The sequence below is a fragment of the Streptomyces sp. NPDC047043 genome (assembly GCF_040644055.1).
Lineage (GTDB): Bacteria > Actinomycetota > Actinomycetes > Streptomycetales > Streptomycetaceae > Streptomyces.
In genome coordinates this window covers 1-20,711 of record NZ_JBEYVO010000070.1, presented here as the reverse complement: position 1 = coordinate 20,711, position 20,711 = coordinate 1, and the positions used below count along the sequence as shown (strand labels likewise).

General features: G+C 71.0%; 19 protein-coding genes and 4 pseudogenes. 10 read left to right on the top strand and 13 right to left on the bottom strand.

The genetic code is table 11. The features are described 5' to 3' along the window. Positions 1 to 83: 83 nt before the first annotated feature. The gene (locus tag ABZ880_RS53445; RefSeq protein WP_361279048.1) at positions 84 to 569 is read right to left on the bottom strand and encodes a MarR family transcriptional regulator; all 486 of its coding nucleotides are present in this window, start codon (positions 567 to 569) and stop codon (positions 84 to 86) included. 60 nt (positions 570 to 629) lie between these two features. Between ABZ880_RS53445 and ABZ880_RS53440 the strand changes: the two genes are divergently transcribed. From ABZ880_RS53440 to ABZ880_RS53425, 4 genes are all read left to right on the top strand, one after another. Beyond that, on the top strand, positions 630 to 1,571 hold the full coding sequence (locus ABZ880_RS53440; protein WP_361279045.1) for an amidohydrolase family protein: 942 nt from the start codon (positions 630 to 632) through the stop codon (positions 1,569 to 1,571). 178 nt (positions 1,572 to 1,749) lie between these two features. Further along, positions 1,750 to 3,087, top strand: coding sequence for a hypothetical protein (locus ABZ880_RS53435; RefSeq protein WP_361279043.1), 1,338 nt, complete (start codon positions 1,750 to 1,752; stop codon positions 3,085 to 3,087). A gap of 106 nt (positions 3,088 to 3,193) precedes the next feature. Next, positions 3,194 to 3,883 carry a PAS domain-containing protein gene (locus tag ABZ880_RS53430; protein ID WP_361279041.1) on the top strand — a complete coding sequence of 230 codons (690 nt, stop codon included), beginning with the start codon at positions 3,194 to 3,196 and terminating at the stop codon, positions 3,881 to 3,883. Next, positions 3,880 to 4,869, top strand: coding sequence for a threo-3-hydroxy-L-aspartate ammonia-lyase (locus ABZ880_RS53425; RefSeq protein WP_361279039.1), 990 nt, complete (start codon positions 3,880 to 3,882; stop codon positions 4,867 to 4,869). The genes ABZ880_RS53430 and ABZ880_RS53425 overlap by 4 nt, the downstream gene beginning before the upstream one ends. A 7-nt stretch (positions 4,870 to 4,876) precedes the next feature. On the opposite strand, the gene ABZ880_RS53420 is transcribed toward ABZ880_RS53425, so the two are convergent. Continuing rightward, on the bottom strand, positions 4,877 to 5,272 hold the full coding sequence (locus ABZ880_RS53420; RefSeq protein WP_361279037.1) for a nuclear transport factor 2 family protein: 396 nt from the start codon (positions 5,270 to 5,272) through the stop codon (positions 4,877 to 4,879). A 173-nt stretch (positions 5,273 to 5,445) separates the two neighbouring features. Here ABZ880_RS53420 and ABZ880_RS53415 point away from each other — a divergent pair, with 173 nt between their 5' ends. Continuing rightward, entirely contained in the window at positions 5,446 to 5,808 is a 363-nt protein-coding gene (locus ABZ880_RS53415; protein WP_361279035.1) for a cupin domain-containing protein, read from the top strand. Positions 5,809 to 5,833: 25 nt separating this feature from the next. Here the strand turns inward: ABZ880_RS53415 and ABZ880_RS53410 are convergent, their stop codons facing one another. Next, positions 5,834 to 7,186: a VWA domain-containing protein gene (locus tag ABZ880_RS53410; protein ID WP_361279033.1), complete on the bottom strand. Its 1,353-nt coding sequence runs from the start codon at positions 7,184 to 7,186 to the stop codon at positions 5,834 to 5,836. Beyond that, entirely contained in the window at positions 7,183 to 8,040 is an 858-nt protein-coding gene (locus tag ABZ880_RS53405; RefSeq protein WP_361279052.1) for a MoxR family ATPase, read from the bottom strand. The genes ABZ880_RS53410 and ABZ880_RS53405 overlap by 4 nt, the downstream gene beginning before the upstream one ends. Positions 8,041 to 8,178: 138 nt before the next feature. Here ABZ880_RS53405 and ABZ880_RS53400 point away from each other — a divergent pair, with 138 nt between their 5' ends. Continuing rightward, positions 8,179 to 8,736 (top strand): TetR/AcrR family transcriptional regulator, encoded by a 558-nt coding sequence (locus ABZ880_RS53400; protein ID WP_361279031.1) that lies wholly within the window; start codon positions 8,179 to 8,181, stop codon positions 8,734 to 8,736. Positions 8,737 to 8,784: 48 nt separating this feature from the next. Here ABZ880_RS53400 and ABZ880_RS53395 read toward each other — a convergent pair whose 3' ends face one another. Together ABZ880_RS53395 and ABZ880_RS53390 are read right to left on the bottom strand one after the other, a co-directional pair. After that, positions 8,785 to 10,095, bottom strand: a complete 1,311-nt coding sequence (locus ABZ880_RS53395; RefSeq protein ID WP_361279028.1) for an ABC transporter permease — start codon at positions 10,093 to 10,095, stop codon at positions 8,785 to 8,787. Between the two features lie 3 nt (positions 10,096 to 10,098). Next, positions 10,099 to 10,884: an ABC transporter ATP-binding protein gene (locus ABZ880_RS53390; RefSeq protein WP_361279050.1), complete on the bottom strand. Its 786-nt coding sequence runs from the start codon at positions 10,882 to 10,884 to the stop codon at positions 10,099 to 10,101. Positions 10,885 to 11,074: 190 nt separating this feature from the next. On the opposite strand from ABZ880_RS53390, the pseudogene ABZ880_RS53385 reads away from it, so the two are divergent. The 4 genes and pseudogenes from ABZ880_RS53385 to ABZ880_RS53370 form a co-directional block, all read left to right on the top strand. Next, positions 11,075 to 11,647: pseudogene (locus ABZ880_RS53385) on the top strand (ABC transporter permease); the annotation flags it as partial. Position 11,648: 1 nt separating this feature from the next. Beyond that, positions 11,649 to 11,956, top strand: a pseudogene (locus ABZ880_RS53380) (glycine betaine ABC transporter substrate-binding protein); the annotation flags it as partial. A gap of 30 nt (positions 11,957 to 11,986) precedes the next feature. After that, complete coding sequence (locus ABZ880_RS53375; protein WP_361279026.1) at positions 11,987 to 12,565, top strand: hypothetical protein; 579 nt, start codon at positions 11,987 to 11,989, stop codon at positions 12,563 to 12,565. 93 nt (positions 12,566 to 12,658) lie between these two features. Beyond that, entirely contained in the window at positions 12,659 to 13,591 is a 933-nt protein-coding gene (locus tag ABZ880_RS53370; protein WP_361279024.1) for a hypothetical protein, read from the top strand. On the opposite strand, the pseudogene ABZ880_RS53365 reads toward ABZ880_RS53370, so the two are convergent. From ABZ880_RS53365 to ABZ880_RS53335, 7 genes and pseudogenes are all read right to left on the bottom strand, one after another. Then, positions 13,592 to 13,965 (bottom strand): annotated as a pseudogene (locus tag ABZ880_RS53365) (ABC transporter ATP-binding protein); the annotation flags it as partial. 28 nt (positions 13,966 to 13,993) lie between these two features. Further along, a complete protein-coding gene (locus ABZ880_RS53360; protein WP_361279021.1) occupies positions 13,994 to 14,662 on the bottom strand; it encodes a lactate utilization protein C in 669 nt (222 codons plus the stop codon). Beyond that, complete coding sequence (locus tag ABZ880_RS53355; RefSeq protein WP_361279019.1) at positions 14,659 to 16,137, bottom strand: LutB/LldF family L-lactate oxidation iron-sulfur protein; 1,479 nt, start codon at positions 16,135 to 16,137, stop codon at positions 14,659 to 14,661. Before ABZ880_RS53355 ends, ABZ880_RS53360 begins: the two co-directional genes overlap by 4 nt. After that, positions 16,134 to 16,889 carry a (Fe-S)-binding protein gene (locus ABZ880_RS53350; protein WP_361279017.1) on the bottom strand — a complete coding sequence of 252 codons (756 nt, stop codon included), beginning with the start codon at positions 16,887 to 16,889 and terminating at the stop codon, positions 16,134 to 16,136. Before ABZ880_RS53350 ends, ABZ880_RS53355 begins: the two co-directional genes overlap by 4 nt. Before the next feature lie 72 nt (positions 16,890 to 16,961). Then, positions 16,962 to 18,410, bottom strand: a complete 1,449-nt coding sequence (locus tag ABZ880_RS53345; RefSeq protein ID WP_361279015.1) for a rhamnulokinase family protein — start codon at positions 18,408 to 18,410, stop codon at positions 16,962 to 16,964. Continuing rightward, entirely contained in the window at positions 18,407 to 20,446 is a 2,040-nt protein-coding gene (locus ABZ880_RS53340) for a bifunctional aldolase/short-chain dehydrogenase (RefSeq protein ID WP_361279012.1), read from the bottom strand. The genes ABZ880_RS53345 and ABZ880_RS53340 overlap by 4 nt, the downstream gene beginning before the upstream one ends. A gap of 55 nt (positions 20,447 to 20,501) precedes the next feature. Next, positions 20,502 to 20,711, bottom strand: a pseudogene (locus ABZ880_RS53335) (rhamnose isomerase); the annotation flags it as partial.

Genomic DNA, 20,711 nt, shown 5'->3' with positions numbered 1-20,711 from the left:
GTCAACGTCCTGTGGGCCCTGATCCGTGACCGACGGTGTTACCAGGTCGCACCACCGGTCACGGCAGCCGCTTGACAACAGCATTAGGAAGCGTCGGAGTCCGAGTCGGCGACGAGGTGGGTGAGGCGGTGCAGGAGGGTGACGAGCTGGGTGCGTTCGGCCGGTGTGAAGGCCTCGTAGGCGCGGCTCTGGCGCTCCCGCAGCCGGGCCCGGAGTGCCGCGAGCAGCTCGGCTCCCTCCTCGGTGAGGCTGACCAGGACCCGGCGTTCGTCCTGGGGCGACCGGCGTCGCAGCACGATGCCCTTCGTCTCCAGTTGCTGCAGCATGCGGGTGGCGGTGGGGACGCTGACGTCGGCGGCGCTCGCCAGCCGGCTCACCGGGATGTCCGCCTCAGCTGCGAGCGGTTCGAGCAGTGCGACCTGGGCCAGGGAGAGCCCGCCGAAGCGCTCGGCGCCCGCCGAACGGGCCCGCCGCATGGCGACGAAGAGCGCGTCGGCCGCCCGCGCGAGCTCCTCCGCGCCGACGTCGACGTCCGCTGGGACCTGCTCGGCATTGCCCTTCTTGCTCATGAAGGGGTAACTTACCAGAGTAATGGTTAGCGGCCTAAATATTAGGAGGCGAGGGAACGCATGTCCGCTCCGTACCGCATCGATGTCCACCAGCACCTGATCCCGCCGGCCTACCGCGAGGTGATGGACCGGCACGGCGCGACGGCCGCAGGCTGGCCCACCCCCGCCTGGGACGCGGCGAGCGCGATCGCGATGATGGACCGCCGGTCGATCGCCACCGGCATCCTCTCGATCAGCTCACCCGGCACCCACTTCGGCGACGACACCGAGGCCCGCACGGTCGCCCGCAGCGTCAACGAGTACGCCGCGGAGCTGGCCAAGGACCGCCGCGACCGCTTCGGCTTCTTCGCCTCGCTTCCGCTGCCGGACGTCGACGGCGCGCTCGCCGAAGCCGCGTACGCGCTCGACGAACTGCACGCCGACGGCGTGGTGCTGCTGTCCAACGTCCGCGGCCGCTACCTCGGCGACAAGGCGTACGAGCCGCTTTGGGAGGAGCTCGACGCCCGCGGTGCAGTGGTCTTCATCCACCCCGATGCGCCGCCGCTGCCCCTGCTGGAGGGCATGCCCGGCCCTCTGCTGGACTTTCCCTTCGACACCACCCGCACCGCCGTGCACATGACGCTCAACGGCGTGATGAGCCGGCACTGCCGGATGAAGGTGATCCTCTCCCACGCCGGAGGCTTCCTGCCGTACGCCGCCTGGCGGTTCACCGGCGGCGCCCAGTTCAACCCCGGCACCACCCCCCTCGGCATCCTCACCGACCTGCAGCGCTTCTACTTCGACACCGCCCTGTCCAGCACACCGGCGGCCCTGCCCTCCCTGCTGGCCTTCGCCGCCCCCGGACACATCCTCTACGGGAGCGACTTCCCCTTCGCCCCGGAGGAGTCCGGCGTCCTGCTCGACTCGATGCTCGACGGCCACGGGGGTTTCGAACCCGGCCAACTCGACGCGATCAACCGCGGCAGCGCGGAAGTTCTCTTCCCGCGCCTTGCGGCAGCCTGATCGGGCGGGGGTAATTCCGGCGCGGGCCGGCCGCGCAATGGGCCGAATTCCAGAGGCCTTTCGCGACCGCCTGAATTCACGATGAAGCGATCACGGCAGGGGCGTACTCGACGCCTACGAACTGCGCTCACGATCATTGCCGGGACCGATTGTCAGTGGCGCGTCCTACTCTCGCCATATGACCTACAGCGTCTGGCACAGGGGCCTCGGCATCACGCTCGATCTGACCGAGGCGGATCTCGGGCACCCCGAATACCCACGGCTGCTCGACGAGATCTACGGCAGTTACCAACCGGATCTTCTGTACTGCCTGGAAGCCCATGAGGACGAAGGGTTCATCTGCCCCGGTTTCATGGCCATCCGCAAGGTCAACGGCCGCCCGCACGCCATGCATGTGGCAAAAGGGGAACGCCCCGAGACGAAGGCCGAAAGCGATCTCCACAAGGCGCTCGGGGAATACACCGCCCAGGTCGCCACGGGGGCGGGCTTCCGGGTGAGCCGCCCGGAGGACGCCGCGCAGGGCAAACACCGCACGGACGTGACCGTCCAGGGCGCCGACAGCCGCCGACTCGGCTACGAGATACAACTCGCGGCCATAGCGGGCGGTTCCGTCGACGAGCGCACCCGCGTCGCGCTCCGGGCAGGCATCACCCCGCTGTGGCTCGTGAACAACGAGAACGCGATCCCCATCGACCGCGCGCCCTGGGCCCGCCTGAACGTGCAGAGCTGGCGGGACGTCACCGACCGCGCGGCCCTGCCGGTGCGCGGCGGCGTCAAGCAACTGCACATGTCCCGCTGCGACTGGAGCAACCCCGTCCCCTGTCCGCAGCAGGGCGCCGGCCGGTGCGGCGGCAGGCACGGCCTCTGGGAGCCGGTACGCGGTCTCTACTACGACGACGTCATCCGCCGCACCGCCACCGGCGAACTCGTCTCGCTGTACATGCCGCATCCGGCCGGCCGCCGCGGCTGGCACATGTGGGTCACCCCGACGGACAAGGAGGAGTTCCTCGAAGGCCGCCCCGAACCGCTGCCGGGGCAGCCGACCGCGGCCCGGGTCGGCGAGAAGGACCTCAAGTCCGTTCTCCGGCAGGCCGATTGGACCGCCGGAGACGTCCTGGAGGCGGGCATACGGACCGAGCTCACCCGCGCACGCGACGACGAACGGCCGATCGACGCCTCGCTGTGGCACACCGAGCCGGGTCCGTCCGAGTTCTCCCGGCCCTTCACCGTGGGCGAGTTCGTCATTCCCGGCGACCTGGTCGCCGCCCGGCGCACCTTCACCAGGGCGCTCGAGCACTGCGCGGACATCGCCGCGCGCCTGCCGAGCGGTGCGGACATCGCGGCGGGGCGCGCCGAGATCGCGGACGACCAGCGTGAACGCCTGGCCGACGCACGGGAGCGGTGCCGCCGTCTCGCCGAGGAGATGCACACCCATCCCTGGTGGGAGACGGTCGGTGACCGGCACGCGGCGCGGGAGGCACTGACACACGCGGCGACGCACGATCACGCGTTTTAGACAGATCGTCCAAGCACTGGATTTGTGGTCTAATGGAGAAAGAGGGCGGACTAGCGCCGGATCGTGCAGGACGGGGGCTTGATCGTGCGGGGACCAGGAGTGCGTCATGGCGGCTGAGGCGGGCCTCGATGCCGAGCGGGATGCGATCATCGCCGCGCTCAGACCCGTCGTCGACGGGATCGCCGCGACGTTCGGGCCGGTGTGCGAGGTGGTGCTGCACGACTACCGGCGGCCGGAGAAGTCGGTCGTCGCCGTCGCCGGTTCGGTGACCGGGCGGGACGTGGGCGGCGCGATGAGCGAGATCGGCATGAGAGTCCTCGCCCGCGGCGACCAGGCGGCCGACGTGCTGAACTACGCCACTCGTACCCGGGCCGGCAAGCCGGTCAAGTCGTCCACGATCGTGCTGCGCGACTCCACGGGATCCGTGTTCGGCGCCCTGTGCGTCAACCTGGACCTCGGCGCGGTCGGCGAGGCGCACGCCCTGCTCGGCGCACTGGCCGGTCTCGGCCCCACGGCCGCCGAGGCGCCGGTCACGACCTTCGGCAACGACATCGACTCCGTCGTGGACGCCATCCTCGACGGCCACCGGCTCAGGGAGAACCAGTCCTGGGCGGGGATGGACCGCACCGAGCGCCTCGAGCTGTTCCGCAGCCTCGACGACCAGGGCGTCTTCGCCGTTCGCCGCGCGGTCGAGCAGGTCGCCGCCCGGCTCGGCATCTCCCGCGCCTCCGCCTACAGCTACCTCTCGCAGGCCCGCGCCGCCACCGACCCGACCCCCGCTGGAGGACACGCGTGAGCACCACCACCCCGCCGGTCACCCTCGACGACATCCGCGACGCCGCCGACCGGCTCAAGGGCGTCGCGCACCGCACCCCGGTGCTGCGCTCGCGGACCCTCGACGCGCTCGTCGGTGCCGACGTCTTCCTCAAGTGCGAGAACTTCCAGCGCGTGGGCGCCTTCAAGTTCCGCGGCGCCTACAACGCGGCCTCCCGGCTCACCCCCGAGCAGCTGGCCCGGGGCATTGCCGCCTACTCCTCCGGCAACCACGCGCAGGCCGTCGCCCTCGCCGCCCGCGAGCTGGGCACCACCGCCGTCATCGTCATGCCCGAGGACGCCCCGCGCTCGAAGGCCGACGCCACGATCGGCTACGGCGCCGAGATCGTGACGTACGACCGCTACACCGAGGACCGTGTCGCCGTCGGCGAGGCCCTGGCCGCCGAGCGGGGCCTCGCGCTCATCCCGCCCTACGAGCACCCGCACGTCATGGCCGGGCAGGGCACGGCTGCACTCGAACTCCTGGAGGAAACAGGGGAGTTGGACGCACTCGTCGTGCCCGTCGGCGGCGGCGGGCTGATCGCCGGGTCCGCCACCGCGGCCAAGGGCCTGTACCCGGGGATCCGGGTGCTCGGCGTCGAACCGGAAGCCGGTGACGACACCAAGCGGTCCCTGGAGGCGGGCCGGCGCGTCAGCATCCCCGTGCCGCGCACCATCGCCGACGGGCAGGCGCTGCACACACCCGGCGAGCTGACCTTCTCCGTCAACCGGCGGCTCGTCGACGGGATCGCCCTCGTGTCCGACGAGGAGATCCGTGACGCCATGCGGTTCGCCTTCGAGCGGCTGAAGATCGTCGTCGAGCCGAGCGGGGCCACCCCGCTGGCCGCGCTGCTCGCCGGGCGTGCGGGTGTGCTGCCGCGCCGGATCGGAGTCATCGTCTCCGGCGGCAACGTGGATGCGGACCGGTTCGCCCGGCTGTGCGGCAGGGACACCGGGCAGACGGGCTAGAGGGCCGTCAGGACCAGAACTCGTTGCCCTTGTCGATGTCCTCGACGCACTCGTCGAGGTCGCTGATCTTGTCCCCGACGATCCGGAAGACGATGCCTCCGTTCTCGTCGATCCGCTTGTCGCCGCGCTGGGCGGTGAAGCGGTGCATGGAGACGGCATGGCCACGGCCGTCGACGAGGATGGTGCGCAGCTCGACCTTTATGGTCCCGCCCGTCTCCTCGAAGAGCCGGCGGTAGTAGTCGAGGGCCGCGTCGACCCCCTTGAAGTCGCCGGACAGCGGGTGGCTGCCGGGGACGTGGTGCGTGGCGTCGCTGGTCATCAGCGAGCGCAGAGTGTCCATGTCACCGCGCGAGAAGGCCTCGTAGCCCTTGCGGACGAGTTGTGCGTGGGGGTGTTCAGCCACGATGATCGCCACCTTTCTGGTGGTTCGGCGATGGCGGCCTCCGCGCACCATTCTCCGCCCGTTCGACCGACTTGTCCGCCCAACGGTGTTTTACGCCTTCTCTCGGATGGCGGCGCCGACTGGACGGGCGGACGATGGTGTGGTGGGCGGGGCTCGCAAGGAAGGGAGCCGTCATGCTTGAGATCAAGGCCGTCGACAAGCCCGACGAGCGGCGCGACTTCCCGCGCGGACACCTCGAAGCGTGCCATATGACCGGGCTCGACTTCGCCGTGGGAACCTTCGAACCGGGCTGGAAGTGGTCCGAGTCCGTGGGCCCCATCGCCGGGACGAAAACCTGCCAGGTCCACCACAACGGGTACTGCGTCTCGGGGCGCATGCGCGTACGCATGGACGACGGCGCCGAGCAGGAGGTCGGACCGGGCGATGTGTTCGTGATATCGCCGGGGCACGACGCCTGGGTGGTCAGTGAAGAACCCTGCGTGGTCTACGACTTCGCAGGCCAGATGGCGACGGAGTACGCCAAGGCGAAGGGCTAGGACGACAACCCTGCTGCCGGCCCGGTCAGACCGGCAGCAGGTGTGCGATCAACGCGCTGAGCTGGCGGGCATTGCGGCACTCGTGCATCTCGACCAGCTCGGCGTACTCGGGTGCGGCGGAGTCGCCCGTGCCCCACTGGGAGCGGGGCTCGGGGTTCAACCAGTAGACGCGGCGCGCGCGTTCACCGATGTGCCGTACGGCCGCCAGGTTCGGGTCGCTCATGTTCGTACGGGCGTCGCCGAGCACGAACACCGTGGTGCGCGGGCCCACCGCGTCGCCGTAGCGCTCCGCGAACTCGCCCAGCGCCACGCCGTAGTCGCTGCTGCCGTGCCAGCCCGTGAGCGTCGCCTCCGCGCGGATGCGGGCGCCGAGCCCCTCCGGATCGGCCGTGCCGTGCTCGAGCAGACCGGTCACCTCGTCGATCCGGTTGACGAAGGCGAACACCCGGATCTTGCTGAACTGGTCGTGCAGCGCCTGCACCAGCAGCATCGTGAAGTCCGAGAACCCGGACACCGAGCCCGACACATCGCACAGCAGGACCAGTTCGGGCCGGACCGGACGCCGCCTGCGCAGCACCGGCTTCATCGGCACCCCGCCCGTCGACAGCGAACCGCGCAGCGTGCGCCGCAGATCGATGCTGCCGCGCGAGGCCCGGCGCCGACGCGCCGCGAGCCGGGTGGCAAGCTTGCGGGCGAGCGGCTGAACCGTCCTGCGCAACTCGGCGAGTTGGAGCTTGCCGGCGTACAGGAAATCGACCCGGTCGGGGGTCGTGGCCACCGCGCGCCGGGCGAGTTCGTCCCGGTCGCGCCGCTCGGCGACCCGGCGCCGCGCCTCCACCGCCACCTGCCTGCGGAAGGTCTCGATACGCCGCCGGATCTCGTCGTCGAGCAGCCGGTCGGCGAACCCGGAACTCCCGTTCCGCGCCCGGACGTCGTCCCGCACGCGGGCGAACAGCGTCTGCGGACGAAGCCGGTCGAGCGTCTGGTGCGACGACCAGCCGTCCGATCCGGGCGAACCGTAGCCGCCGAACCCGTCGACCGCCTCCGCCGCCAACTGCCCCATCAGGACGGCGTCGCCCGCGACCAGCGCGGCTGCGAGCCGTTCGCGCAGGTCATCCCGGTCCGCTGTCCCGGCGTCGGGTGCGCCGACGCCCCGCGGGAAGTACAGGTCGAAGACCGGGTCGAACACCTGCCGTTGCGCGGGGCCGTGCAGCAGCGTCGCGGCCAGCCCCTCCCGCAGCAGCTCGCGGTCCGCAAGCCCCAACTCGGCCACCGCCTGCGCCGCGTCCACTGTCTCGCCGGTGCCGATCCGCATGCCGTGCGCGCGCAAGGCGCCGACCAGCGAGGTCAGCCGATCTGCGACACCGGGCGCGGTCATAGGGCGTCCAGGTCCAGCTTGGCGGCCGCCTTCAGGACGTCGTCCTGGTGCTTGAGCAGGACGCCCAGGCTGTCGCGGACGACGGTCTCGTCGAGGGTGTCGGCGCCGAGCGCGAGCAGGGTGCGCGCCCAGTCGATCGTCTCCGCGACCGACGGCAGCTTGCGCAGGTCCATCGCCCGCAGCGCACCCACCACCCGGACCACGGAAGTGGCCAGCGCCTCGTCGAGCCCCGGCACCTTCAGCCGTACGATGCGATGCTCCAACTCCTCGTCGGGGAAGCCGATGTGGAGGAACAGGCAGCGGCGGCGCAGCGCCTCGGACAGTTCGCGGCTGGCGTTCGAGGTCAGTACGACGAAGGGGCGGCGGGCCGCGCTGATCGTGCCCAACTCCGGGACCGTGACCTGGAAGTCGCTGAGCACCTCGAGGAGCAGGCCCTCCACCTCGACGTCCGCCTTGTCGGTCTCGTCGATCAGCAGCACCTTGGGGTCGTCGCCGCGGATGGCGGTCAGCAGCGGGCGCGCGAGCAGGAACTCCTCGCTGAAGATGTCCGTGCGGGTCTCGTCCCACGTCTCGTCGCGGCCCGCGCTGATGCGCAGCAGCTGCTTGGCGTGGTTCCACTCGTACAGCGCCCGGGACTCGTCGACACCCTCGTAGCACTGCAGCCGCACCAGCCGCGCCCCCGCCACCTCGGCCACGGCCTTCGCGAGCTCGGTCTTGCCGACCCCGGCCGGGCCCTCCACCAGCAGCGGCTTGCCCAGGCGGTCGGCGAGGAAGACGGTCGTGGCGACCGCGGGCGAGGCGAGGTAGCCGGTGGCGGCGAGACGTGCGGAGACGTCGTCGACGGAAGTGAACAACGGGACCTCCAGGTGGGCGACCATGCCTGGCACCTATCTAAGCGCTTGTTCAGCGCTCTTGTCACCCCGGAATCCGGCAGCCTGCCCACGGTATACCGATCGGTTTCCCCGCCTGACCCGGCGCGGTACCCTCGCCGTATGGCCACGACAGACAAGGCGTCCCCCAGGGACCGGCTGCTCGAGGCGGCGGCCGAGCTCTTCTACCGCGACGGCGTCTCCATCGGCGTAGAGGCACTGTGCAGGACGGCCGGAGTCTCGAAACGGTCGATGTACCAGCTCTTCGACAGCAAGGACGAGGTGCTCGCGGCGAGCCTGGAGCGGCGCGCGCCCGGATACGCGGCGCAGCTCACGGCCGGCCCGTACGAGGCCGGCACACCGCGGGAGCGGATCCTGTACGTCTTCGAGCGGGCCGAGAAACTCTCTGCCGAGCCCGAATACCAGGGCTGTCCCTACCTGGCCGCGCTCGTCGAGCTGAAGAACCCCGAACACCCGGCGAGCCTCGTCGCCCGCGCGGCCAAGCAGCAGCTGCAGGACTCCCTCCGCGCCCAGGCGGAACTCGGCGGAGCCCGCGATCCCGAGCTCCTCGCCCGTCAGCTGATGCTGATCTTCGACGGCGCCGGCGCCCGCATCGAGACGCTCGACGGGCTCACCACCGCGACCGTGACGACGCTGCTGGACGCCGCAGGCATGCAATAACGCAAGGGCGGCCGCCGAAGCAGCCGCCCTCCCCGAAGCAGATCGTTCTCACGCGGCCGGCGCCACCGCCTCCACCGCCGGAGCCCGCAGCACCCGCCGGGCCGTGACCAGGCTCGTCCCCAGCGTCACCGCCACGGAGACCGCGACGACCGCCAGATACATGCCGATGCCCTGGTGCGGCAGCACCGAGTCGGTACGGACGACGGTGAACGGGACGATCCCCGCCAGCGCCGCCACCGTCCCGAAGCACACGCCCGTGACCGTCACGATCACACCCTCCGCGGCCACCATGCGCAGCACCTGCCCCGGCGTCGCCCCCGCCAGGCGCTGCTGCCCGAACTCCCGGCTGCGGTAAGTCGTCGCCGCGTACAGCGAGTTGACCAGCATGACGCAGACGAAAACCACGATGATGCCGACGACCGTGAGGTTCAGGGTCTCGAGGTTCTTGGTCTCGACGGACTTCTTCAGCCCCGAGGCCTCGATGGCGTCGCTCTCCACCGCCTGCATGTACAGCGTGGCCGTGGCCATCGCCGTGAACAGGATCAACGGCATGAGGATCCCGGCGAGTTGGTGCACGCGCTCACGCAGATTCCGCACCGCCAGCCAACCGCTCGCACCGGTCGGCCGCAGCCGGTCCAGCACGCCCGTCAGCAGCCGAGGCGACAGCAGCGCGCACCCGACGGACAGCAGGATCGCCCCGTACGCCGGCGGCGCCATCAGCGCCGCATCCTTCGCCGAGAACGCGAACGTGGAAGTCACCGCCGTACCACCCACGCCCAGAGCGGCGTACGCGAGCAACGTCCGCGCCCGGCCGCGCTGTTCACGTCGGCGCATGGCCCGCCGTACGGCCAGGAACGCGGCACCTGCAGCGGCGAGCAGGGTGACGCCGACGCCGGAGACCAGCGCGAACAGTCCGAAGGAGTAGTCCACGGACCGCGCGACCTGCCCGCTGTCGTGGAACGCGCCCAGCAGCGCGTGCCCGCCGAGCATCGCCGGACCGATCGCCAGCACCGCCCCGATGAGCGCCACGGCCACCGCCTCACCGACCACCATCCGTTTGATCTGCGCCGGAGTCGCCCCCGAGCAGCGCAGCAGCTCCAACTCCGCGGTCCGACGGCGCACGTTGACCGTGAGCGTCGAGGCGACGGCGAAGAAGACCAGCAGGGAGCCGTAACCGCCGACCACACCGGCCGAAGTGGTCAGGGTGTCGCGGCTGACCGCGTCCACGCCGGGCCGGCCCGCCGTGTCCTGCAGCGAATTGAACATCATGATGATCGCCGCGCCCAGGAACGCCGACAGCAGCGTCGAAACGAACCGCGCGGGTCGATGCCGTATCGAACGCATCGCCAGTACGAACATTCCTCACACCCCCGCCGTCATGTCGTCGCCCAGGTGCGCCAGCCGCTCGGCCACCGCGTCCGGGGTCGGCGCCTCCATCCGGCCCACCAGCCGGCCGTCCGCCAGGAACAGCACGGAATCGGCGTACGAGGCGGCGACCGGGTCGTGCGTCACCATCACCACCGTCCGGCCGTGCACCCGCACCGCCGACCGCAGCAGCCGCAGCACCTCCCGGGCGCTGCGCGTGTCCAGTGCGCCCGTCGGCTCGTCCGCGAAGATCACCCGGGGTTCGGTGACCAGTGCACGGGCGATCGCCACACGCTGGCGCTGACCGCCGGAGAGCTGGTCGGGACGGTGCCCGAGGCGGTCGCCGAGGCCGACCTGATCGAGGATCTCACGCGCTCGCCTCCGGTCCACGCGCTGCCCGGCGAGCTTCAGCGGCAGCACCGTGTTCTGGGCGACGGTCAAGGTCTCCAGCAGGTTGTACTGCTGGAACACGAACCCGATCCGACCGCGCCGGAACCTCGTCAACTCGGCCTCGCTGCGGCCCGTCAGCTCCGTGCCGTCCACCCGCACGATGCCGCCGTCCGGCCGGTCCAGACCGGCCGCGCACTGCAGCAGCGTGGACTTGCCCGAGCCCGACGGCCCCATCACCGCGGTGAACGTGCCGCGGCCCAGCCCGAGCGTGACCCCGTCCAGAGCGGCCACGGCACTGCCGTCGGACCCGAACCTCTTGCTGACCTTGACCAGCCGCAGCGCCTCGGCGGCGGGTCCCGTGTCGTGCGTGCGCCGCGAACCTGCGCGAAACATCGTCATCACTCTCCGTCCGTCCGGCACCCCCTGTGCCCTGCCCAAGAAGCTACGGAGACGACCGGCGCCGCACATTGGGCGCAGAACCCGTATCGCGGGGTGTACCCAGCGACACCCGTGCACTCGCCGACACCCCCGTACGGGCCACCACAACGCGCCGACCCCGCCGCCCGCCCGGTGCAATGGACCCGTGACCGCGCCCCCGGACGACTGCCTCACGCGCAACAAGGGGGTCCCCGGCTCGAGCGAAGCCGAGAGCTGGGGGAGGATCTGCGGTGAGTACCTGACCACCCGCCGCCAGATCCTCCGCGACGCGGTCCTCCATCACCTGCAACCGACCGCGGTCTCGGTGCTCGTCGGGCTCGTCCTCGCCGTCCCGCCGGCCGTGCTGGCGCGCCGCTGGCGCTGGTCGGCCGGGCCCGTCCTCGGTGTCACCACGATCCTCTGCACGATCCCGTCCCTGGCGATGTTCTCGCTGCTCCTGCCCCTCTACGGCCTCTCGGCGGGCCTCGTCGTGGCCGGACTCGTCCTGTACTCGCTGACCGTGCTCGTCCGGAACATCCTCGCGGGCCTGCGCGCCGTGCCCGAGGAGACCCGGCAGGCCGCCCGCGGCATGGGCCACGGCCCGATCCGCCTCCTGCTCACCGTGGAGCTGCCGCTCGCCGTGCCCGCCGCGATGGCCGGACTGCGCATCGCCACGGTCTCGGCGGTCTCCCTGGTCACGGTGGGCGCGATCGTCGGCTTCGGCGGACTGGGCAATCTGCGCCAAGCGGGCCGTGCAGAACGGCCAGGACCAGATGGTCCTCACCACCACGACCGACGCCACCCTCGACGACTTCCGGCTGGTCCTCCTCGCCGACGAACAAGCACCGGCAGAACGCCGACCACGTCGTCCCGGTCGTCAACCGCGGCCGCGCGGGCGGCCCAGGGGGCCACCAAGGCGCTCGACGGACTCAACACCGTCCTCACGACCGCCGACCTGGCCTCGATGAACCAACAGGTCGACAGCTGGCGGCGGTTGGCGACGGATGTGGCGCGGACGTATCTGCAGGACAAAGGCCTGTCGAAGTGAATTGTCAGTGGCGACTTGTACGTTGCAGCCATGGGAATCTATGTGGTCAGTGTCGATGCACGGGAGTGGTCCAGTGGCGACGAGGAGGAGGGCGGGAAGGGGGCGATCGCCTCGGCACTCAACGAGGAGTTGAGGCGCCGCGGACTGCCGCCGTACGAGTCCGTCGCCCGGGAAGAACCGGCCGGGTGGTTCGAGGAGAAGCTCAGCCCTCCCATGGACGGGTTCGCCGCGCTGTGCCGAGCGCATCTGACGCCGCGGGAACAGGAGACGATCGGCGACTGGTCGGTGCTGGTGCCCGTGTCACTGGACGAGGAGATACGGCTGCCCATCGGCTCCGCCTACACGGACACGACGGTGATCGCGGGCGCACCGCAGGTGCTCGCCCTCGCCGAGCGGTTGGCGGATGTCATCCAGCTACCGGCGGAGGTGCCCGAGACGTCCGGGAACCTCGGTCTGACGTTCTGGTTTCTCGAAGGGGAGGCGAAGGAACTGGCTGCCGCCCGGCCCGGACCGTGGAGCGAGGACCTGGACACCGCCTTCTACGTCGCGCTGTATCTGCGGGCGGCGCAGTACTCGCTGGGGCGCGGCTGCCCAATGGTCTACTGCTGACCGATGGTGAGGTGACGGGTCCGTTACGTCGGTGACCGTACTGGTGCGGTGGGGTGGGTTCCCGGGGCGGCGGCGAATCGGTACACCCGGTACATGGGGGACAAAAACGGGGGACTCCGCCTGTGGTGGAGCCGATGCAGAGAAGTGTGGGACGGCGCCGAGGTCGAGAAGCGGCCCAAAGGGCTGGCGGACCTCGTCCGGCCCGAGGACGACGTCAACTACAAGGTGTTCTGCGAGACGCATCCCGAACAGCACCTGGAGATGCAACTGGCGCTCGGCGCCTCGCAACGCGTCTTCGACCGGGCCACGGGCGAGACCGTGCAGCGCGTGCTGAAGGGTGCGCTGAGGAACGTCCTGGACGACACCTGCCCGAAGGGGAAGTCCGACGACTATGTGCGGGACTACCTCGAGCGGGAGCTCGCCGAGATACGCGGCTGGCTGGATCAGGACTGCGTGACCGCCGTCAGCCGGGGGCTCAACATCGGTCTGGCGATGGGGGCCGGCGCCGGCGTGCTGCTGCTGGCTCTGCCCCTGCTCTGGGGACTGCGCGCGCTCAACCACCTGGGCATCACCCTCGACTGCGACGACCGCTGGGGTCTGCTGGGCGTCTTCGTCGCGGGCGGAGTCGGCGCCTTCGGGGCGGTGCTCAGCGTCCTGGTGCGGCTGCGGGGCAGTGTCGAGCAGCTGGCACGCCGTCAGGCCGTCGGTAAGGGGAGGGCACCGGTCCCGCCCCGGCAGCTGGCCCGCCGCCTGCGTCATGAGGGCGTCTATCGCGTGGGCGTCGGATGGATCCTCGCGATGGCCCTCTACTTCCTGCTCAGCGGCGGCATCGTGCCCGTCTTCACGGTGCCCGCGACGGCGGCCGACGTCTGTGCGCCCGCGGGAGCCCCGGGGCCGGCGGTCGACGGCACCGAGTTCTGGGGCTTCTGGTGCGCCATCGGATTCGTCGCCGGTTTCAACGAGCGCTGGGCCTTCGGCATCCTGCGGCGCGACACGGCGAGCAGGACCAACAAGGCGACGACCTGATCAGGCGTCCGCCACCGAGTCGAACACCACCTGACCCCGCGAGACACCGAGCGCGTCCGCGTCCACCGACCGCCGCAGCGCCTCGTGCAACTTCGCCGGGGTCAGCACACCCAGAAAGCGCGAACCGTCCAGCACGGCGACCCACCCGGCATCGTGCTGAAGCATCACACCGAACGCCTGCTTCAGGGGCGCACCCACCGCCACCCAGGCATTCATCCGGCGCGCACGATCCCCGACCGAATCGCCCCCCGGTCCGCACCCACGAATTCGGCGACGTAAGGCGTCGCGGGCGCGCCAAGGACCGCCCCGGGGGTATCGAACTGCTCGATGCGCCCCTGCCCGTACACGGCGATCCGGTCGCCCAGCCGCACCGCCTATCGATGACGAACTGCTCTCCGGCCGCTACGAGTTGACCTCGTCGCTCGGCTGACCGCTCACCAGCACCACCTCCAGGGTGCGCGGACCGTGCACCCCCTCGACCCGGTCCAACTCGATGTCGCTGGTCGCCGACGGACCGGAGATCCACGTCAGCGGGCGTGCCGGATCGAGGCGTTCGAGGGCTTGGGGCACGGAGGAGACGACCTGCTCCGGTACCCGTACGACACAGATGTGGTGGTCGGGCACGAGGGTGATGCGGCGGCGACCCTGGTCGGGGGAGCCGGCGAGGACGATGGTGCCGGTCTCGGCGATGGCGACCGCGCAGGCCGTGACGACGCTGTCGATCCGGTCGAGCTCGTGCGGAGTGCTCTCGGCCAGGTCGGGCGACTGCTCGGCATCGGTGGCCGACAGCCAGCCCGGATCCAGCCCCGGCGGCACGACCACCGTCTTCGAACCCCGCTCGGCGAGCAACCGGCCGACCACTGCCGCCAGTTCATCCGCGGCGCACCGATGCACGATCGCCCGGTAGTCCGCCAGGTTCTCGGCCAGCAGATCCACCGTCTGCGCGACACTCCGCTCCCCGTGCTCACGCAGATAGTCGCGCGAAACCGCCTGCTCGTACGGTGTGTCGTCGGTCGGCACGTCCGCCAGCGCGCGCCGCACCCGCCCCAGGATCCGTTCCCTGCTGCTCACTTCGCGCCTCCGTTGCCGCCCTGCGTGCGCTGCCACCAGTCGCGGAACGGCTCCGCCGGAAGTGACGGCAGATCCCGGCTGCCGCTCCACGCCTTGCCCGGCCCCGGCAGGGACCGCGGATGGAGCCGGCGGGTGCGCGAGGCGAGCCGCTGCCCGGTGCGCAGGGCGCCCGGGTGCATGAAGGCCCAGCGGGCCGCCCGCATGGCCGCCCGTTCGGCGGCGTGCCCCTTCGCGGGCTGCAGCACCACCTTGTTGCCCTCCCGGGTCACCTGACCGCCCTCCACGACCCGTTCCCGCAGATGTACCAGTACCTCCGGGATGTCGATGGCGACCGGGCACACCTCGTAGCAGGCACCGCACAGCGACGAGGCGTACGGCAGCGAGGCGTCGATCTCGCTTGCCGTACCGCGGAGTTGGGGACTGAGGATGGCGCCGATCGGGCCCGGGTAGACCGAGCCGTAGGCGTGCCCGCCCGCCCGCTCGTACACCGGGCAGACGTTGAGGCAGGCCGAGCAGCGGATGCAGCGCAGGGCCTGGCGGCCGACCTCGTCGGCGAGGGTGTCGGTGCGGCCGTTGTCGAGCAGGACCAGGTGGAAGTTCTGCGGACCGTCCTCGTCAGTGGTACCGGTCCACATCGAGGTGTACGGGTTCATGCGCTCCGCCGTCGAGGAGCGGGGGAGGGTCTGCAGGAACACCTCCAGGTCGCGCCAGGTCGGCAGGATCTTCTCGATGCCGACGACCGAGATCAGCGTCTCGGGCAGGGTCAGGCACATCCGCCCGTTGCCCTCGGACTCGACGACCACCAGCGTGCCGGTCTCGGCGATCATGAAGTTGGCGCCGGAGATGCCGACCTTGGCGCGCAGGAACTTCTCGCGCAGGTGGAGCCGGGCGGCCTCGGCGAGTTCGGCGGGCGTGTCCGTCAGGCCTTCTGGGGCCGGGCGGCCCCACTCGCTCATCTCGTTGCGGAAGATGTCGCGGATCTCGCCGCGGTTGCGGTGGATGGCGGGGACGAGGATGTGCGAGGGCCGGTCCTTGCCCAACTGCACGATCAGTTCGGCGAGATCGGTCTCGTAGGCACGGATGCCCTCGGCCTCCAGGGCTTCGTTGAGGCCGATCTCCTGCGTGGCCATCGACTTGACCTTGACGACCTCCGACTCGCCGGTCGCCTTGACCAGGCCGGCCACGATCCGGTTGGCCTCGTCGGCGTCGGCCGCCCAGTGCACGGTGCCGCCCGCGGCCGTGACCGACTCCTCCAACTGCTCTAGATAGCGGTCGAGATGACGCAGCGTATGGTCCTTGATCCGCTTGCCCGCCTCCCGCAGCGCCGCCCAGTCGGAGACCTCCGCGACGGCCTTCGCCCGCTTGGCGCGGATGGTGTGCGTGGCGTGCCGGAGATTGCCCCGCAGGGTCTCGTTCCGCACGGCCTCGTGCGCGGCCTTCGGGAAGGCCGGCATCCCTACGAACGTCCCGCTCATACCGCCGGCTCCTCCTCCGTGCTCGCCAGGATCTCCGCGATGTGCACCGGCCGCATGCCGCTGCTGAGCCGCGCCATCGTGCCGCCGATGTGCATCAGACAGGAGTTGTCGGCCGCACACAGCACCTCGGCGCCGGTCGACTCGGCGTTGCGCACCTTGTCCGTACCCATCGCCGCCGAGACATCGGCGTTCTTCAGCGCGAAGGTCCCGCCGAAGCCGCAGCACTCCTCCGCGCCCGGCAACTCGACCAGCTCCAGCCCCTTCACGGCCTGGAGCAGCCGCCGCGGCCGATCACCCAGGCCGAGACCGCGCAGGCCGTGACAGGTCGGGTGGTAGGTCACCTGGTGCGGGTAGTACGCGCCGACGTCCGTCACGCCCAGCACGTCCACCAGGAACTCGGTCAGCTCGTACGTCTTCGGTACGACGGGCGCCAAGGTCGCCGCCAGTGTGTCCCCCCGCCCCTCGGCCCGGGCCCGCTCGCCCATCCGCGGATACAGCTCCCGCACCATCGCCCCGCACGACCCGGACGGTGTCACGATCGCCTCGTACTCCCCGAAGACATCGGAGAAATGCCGGGCCAGCGGTTCCGCCTCATGCCGGTACCCGGTGTTGTAGTGCGCCTGCCCGCAGCAGGTCTGCGCCATCGGGAAGTCGACCTCGACGCCCAGCCTGGTCAGCAGTTTCACCACGGCGCGCCCGGTATCCGGATAGAGCGTGTCGTTGACACAGGTCAGGAACAGGGCGACACGCATCGCGGCTCCTAGGGATCGATCATCGGATGAGTGCAGCGTAGCCGGGGAGGGCGGCGCGGGGGAGCCCCCGGCTCACCCTCCCGCGAGCCGGGCCTGCGCCTCGCGCCAGCGGGCCGTGTCGCCGCGCGGCTCGTAGCGGGTGAGCGGCTGCGTACGGACGAGCAGCTGCCGCATCCCGGCGAGGTCGCCGACCAGCCCGTGGGCCCGGGCCTGGACGAGGACGTTGCCCAGCGCGGCCGCCTCCGTCGGGCCCGCCACCACCGGCAGCCCGCACGCGTCGGCGGTCAGCTGGCACAGCAGCGCGTTGCGGGTGCCGCCGCCCACGACGTGCACCACGTCGACCGGATGCCCGGCCAGCCGCTGGGCGTCCTCGACGGCCCGGCGGTGGGCCAGGGCGAGCGAGTCGAGGATGCAGCGCGTGATCTCGGCGGGGGAGTCGGGCACCGGCTGTCCCGAGGCACGGCATGCCTCGGCGATCCGCTCCGGCATCCGCCCCGGCGCCAGGAACGCCGCGTCCCCCGCATCCACCACCGACCGCAGCGCCGGTACCTTCGCCGCCTCCAACAGCAGCGAGTCCAGCTCCGGCTCGCCCCAGGCCCGTACACACTCCTGGAGCAGCCACAAGCCCATGATGTTGCGCAGATAGCGGACCGTGCCGTCCAGCCCCAGCTCATTGGTGAAGTTGGCGGCCCGGCTCTCCTCGGTCAGCACCGGCGCGTCCAGCTCGAGCCCCGCCAGCGACCAGGTGCCGGTGCAGATGTACGCGAACCGCTCGCCGGACGCCGGCACGGCCGCCACCGCGGACGCCGTGTCGTGCGAACCGACCGTCGTCACCGGCACCGGACCCGTCAGCCCGGTCTCCTCAAGCACCTCCGGCCGCAGCACACCCGCCGGATCGCCGGGCCGGCGCAGCGGCGCGAAGAGGCCGAGGTCGACACCCAGCCGCGAGGCGACGTCGTACGACCACTCGCGCGTGCGCGGGTCGATCAGCTGGGTGGTGGAGGCGTTGGTGAGCTCGGTGCCCTGCTCGCCGGTCAGCCAGTACGAGAGCAGGTCCGGGATGAGCAACAGCCGTTCGGCAGCGGACAGTTGGGCCGACTCACGAGCGGCGACCAGCTGGTACAGCGTGTTGAAGGGCGCGTACTGCAACCCCGTCGCCGCGTACAACTGCTCGGCGGGCACGGTCGCCCACACCTTCTCCGCGACGCCCTCGGTGCGGGAGTCCCGGTAGTGCACGGGATTGCCGAGCAGCGCCCCGTCGGCGTCCAGCAGCCCGTAGTCCACGGCCCAGCTGTCGATCCCGACCGAGTCGACCGGCCCGGCGGCCCTCAGCCCGTCCAGGACACGGCCGTACAGAGAGAGGATGTCCCAGCGCAGTCCCTCGGGCACCCGCACGGGTCGGTTGGCGAAGCGGTGCGCCTCGGTGAGCTCCAGGCTGTCGGGGCCGACGCGGCCGACCATGACGCGTCCGCTGGACGCGCCGAGGTCGACCGCGGCGTACGACTTCACGGTGCCGCTCACCGCAGGAAGGCGGCCGCGACGCCGGCGTCGACCGGGACGTGCAGCCCCGTGGTGTGGGTCAACTCGCCGCCGGCCAGGGCGAAGACGGCGTTCGCGACATGCTCCGGCAGCACCTCCCGCTTGAGGATGGTCCGCTGGGCGTAGAACTCACCCAGCTTCTCCTCCGGCACCCCGTACACAGCCGCCCGCTGCGCACCCCAGCCGCCCGCGAAGATCCCGGAACCGCGCACCACACCGTCCGGGTTGACCCCGTTGACACGGATGCCGTGCTCACCCAACTCGGCGGCCAGCAGCCGTACTTGATGAGCCTGGTCGGCCTTGGTGGCCGAGTAGGCGATGTTGTTGGGCCCGGCGAACACGGCGTTCTTCGAGGCGATGTAGACGATGTCGCCGCCCAGCCCCTGCGCGATCATCGCGCGGGCCGCCTCCCGCGACACGAGGAAGGAACCGCGGGCCATGATGTCGTGCTGCAGATCCCAGTCGCGTGCCGAAGTCTCCAACAGCGGCTTGGAGATGGAGATACCGGCGTTGTTGACCACCAGATCGACCCCGCCGAAGGCGAGCACGGCCGCCTTGAAGGCCGCGGCGATCTGCTCCTCGTCCGTCACGTCCACGGTCACGGCGACCGCCTTGTCCGGACCGCCCAACTCCTCGGCCACGGCAGCGGCGTTGTCCGCGTTGAGGTCGGCGACTACGACACACGCCCCCTCACCGACCAGGCGCTGCGCGATGGCCTTCCCGATGCCGCTGCCCGCGCCGGTGACAAGGGCGATGCGCGTCGCCAGCGGCTTGGGCTTCGGCATCCGCTGAAGCTTGGCCTCCTCCAGCGCCCAGTACTCGATGCGGAACTTCTCCGACTCCTCGATCGGCGCGTACGTCGACACGGCCTCGGCCCCGCGCATCACGTTGATGGCGTTGACGTAGAACTCGCCCGCGACGCGCGCGGTCTGCTTGTCCTTGCCGAAGGAGAACATGCCGACACCCGGCACCAGCACGATCGCCGGGTCGGCGCCGCGCATCGCGGGGGAGTCGGGCAGGGCGTGCCGCTGGTAGTAGGCGGCGTACTCCTCCCGGTACTCGGCGTGCAGCTGCTTGAGCCGGGCGATGGCCTCGTCGAGGGGAGCGGCCGGCGGCAGATCGAGAACGAGCGGCCGGACCTTGGTCCGCAGGAAGTGGTCGGGGCAGGAGGTGCCGAGCGCGGCGAGCCTGGGATGCTCGGCACGCGCCAGGAACTCCCGGACCACGTCGGAGTCATTGAAGTGCCCGACCTGCGCCCTGTCCTGAGAGGCGACGGCCCGCACATACGGCGCCAACGCCGCCGCCCGCTCCCGCCGCTCGGCCTCGGGCAGCGCCTCGTACCCCTCGATCACCGACCCGAAGGGCTCGGCCTTGCCCCGCTCGACGAGGAAGGCCTCGGCCGTGCGGATGATGTACAGCGAGTTGCGCTCGCACTCCTCGGAGGTGTCACCCCAGGCGGTGATCCCGTGCCCGCCGAGAACGCACCCGACGGCCTGCGGATTGGCCTCCTTGACCGCCGCGATGTCCAGGCCCAGCTGGAACCCGGGCCGCCGCCACGGCACCCACACCACCGTGTCCCCGAAACACTCCGCGGTCAGCTTCTCCCCGTCGGCGGCACAGGCGAGCGCGATCCCGGAGTCGGGGTGCAGATGATCGACGTGCGCGGCGTCCACCAGCCCGTGCATCGCGGTGTCGATGGAGGGAGCGGCACCCCCCTTGCCGTGCAGGCAGTAGTCGAACGCGGCAACCATCTCGTCCTCGCGCTCCACCCCCGGATACACCCCCTGCAGGGCCCGCAACCGATCCAGCCGCAACACGGCGAGCCCGGCCTCGGTGAGCGTGCCGAGGTCACCGCCGGACCCCTTGACCCACATCAACTCGACGTCACCACCGGTCACGGGATCGGTGTCGGTCCCCTTCGCGGAGGCGTTCCCCCCGGCGTAGTTGGTGTTGCGCGGATCGGAGCCGAGCCGATGGGATCGGGCGAGGAGGGCGGCGGCTTCGGGGTGGGGTGCCATGATCGGGTCTCTTCCTTGCGTAGTGGGGACGTTGCGGGGGTGCGAGGCGGGGGAGTCAGGCGCCCCAGCCGGCCTGGGTGCCGCCGACACGTTCGGCGGTGATGCGGTTCTGCCAGCCGGAGCGGCGGTAGGCGCCGGTCGGGTCGGGGTCGAGGCCGGCGTCCTGACGGACTTCGGCGAGGAGCGGTCGTACGTCGGTGTTGTATGCGTCCATGATCACGGCGTTGGCTTCCAGGACGTCGCCGGAGTGCTGGGCCGCGGTGAG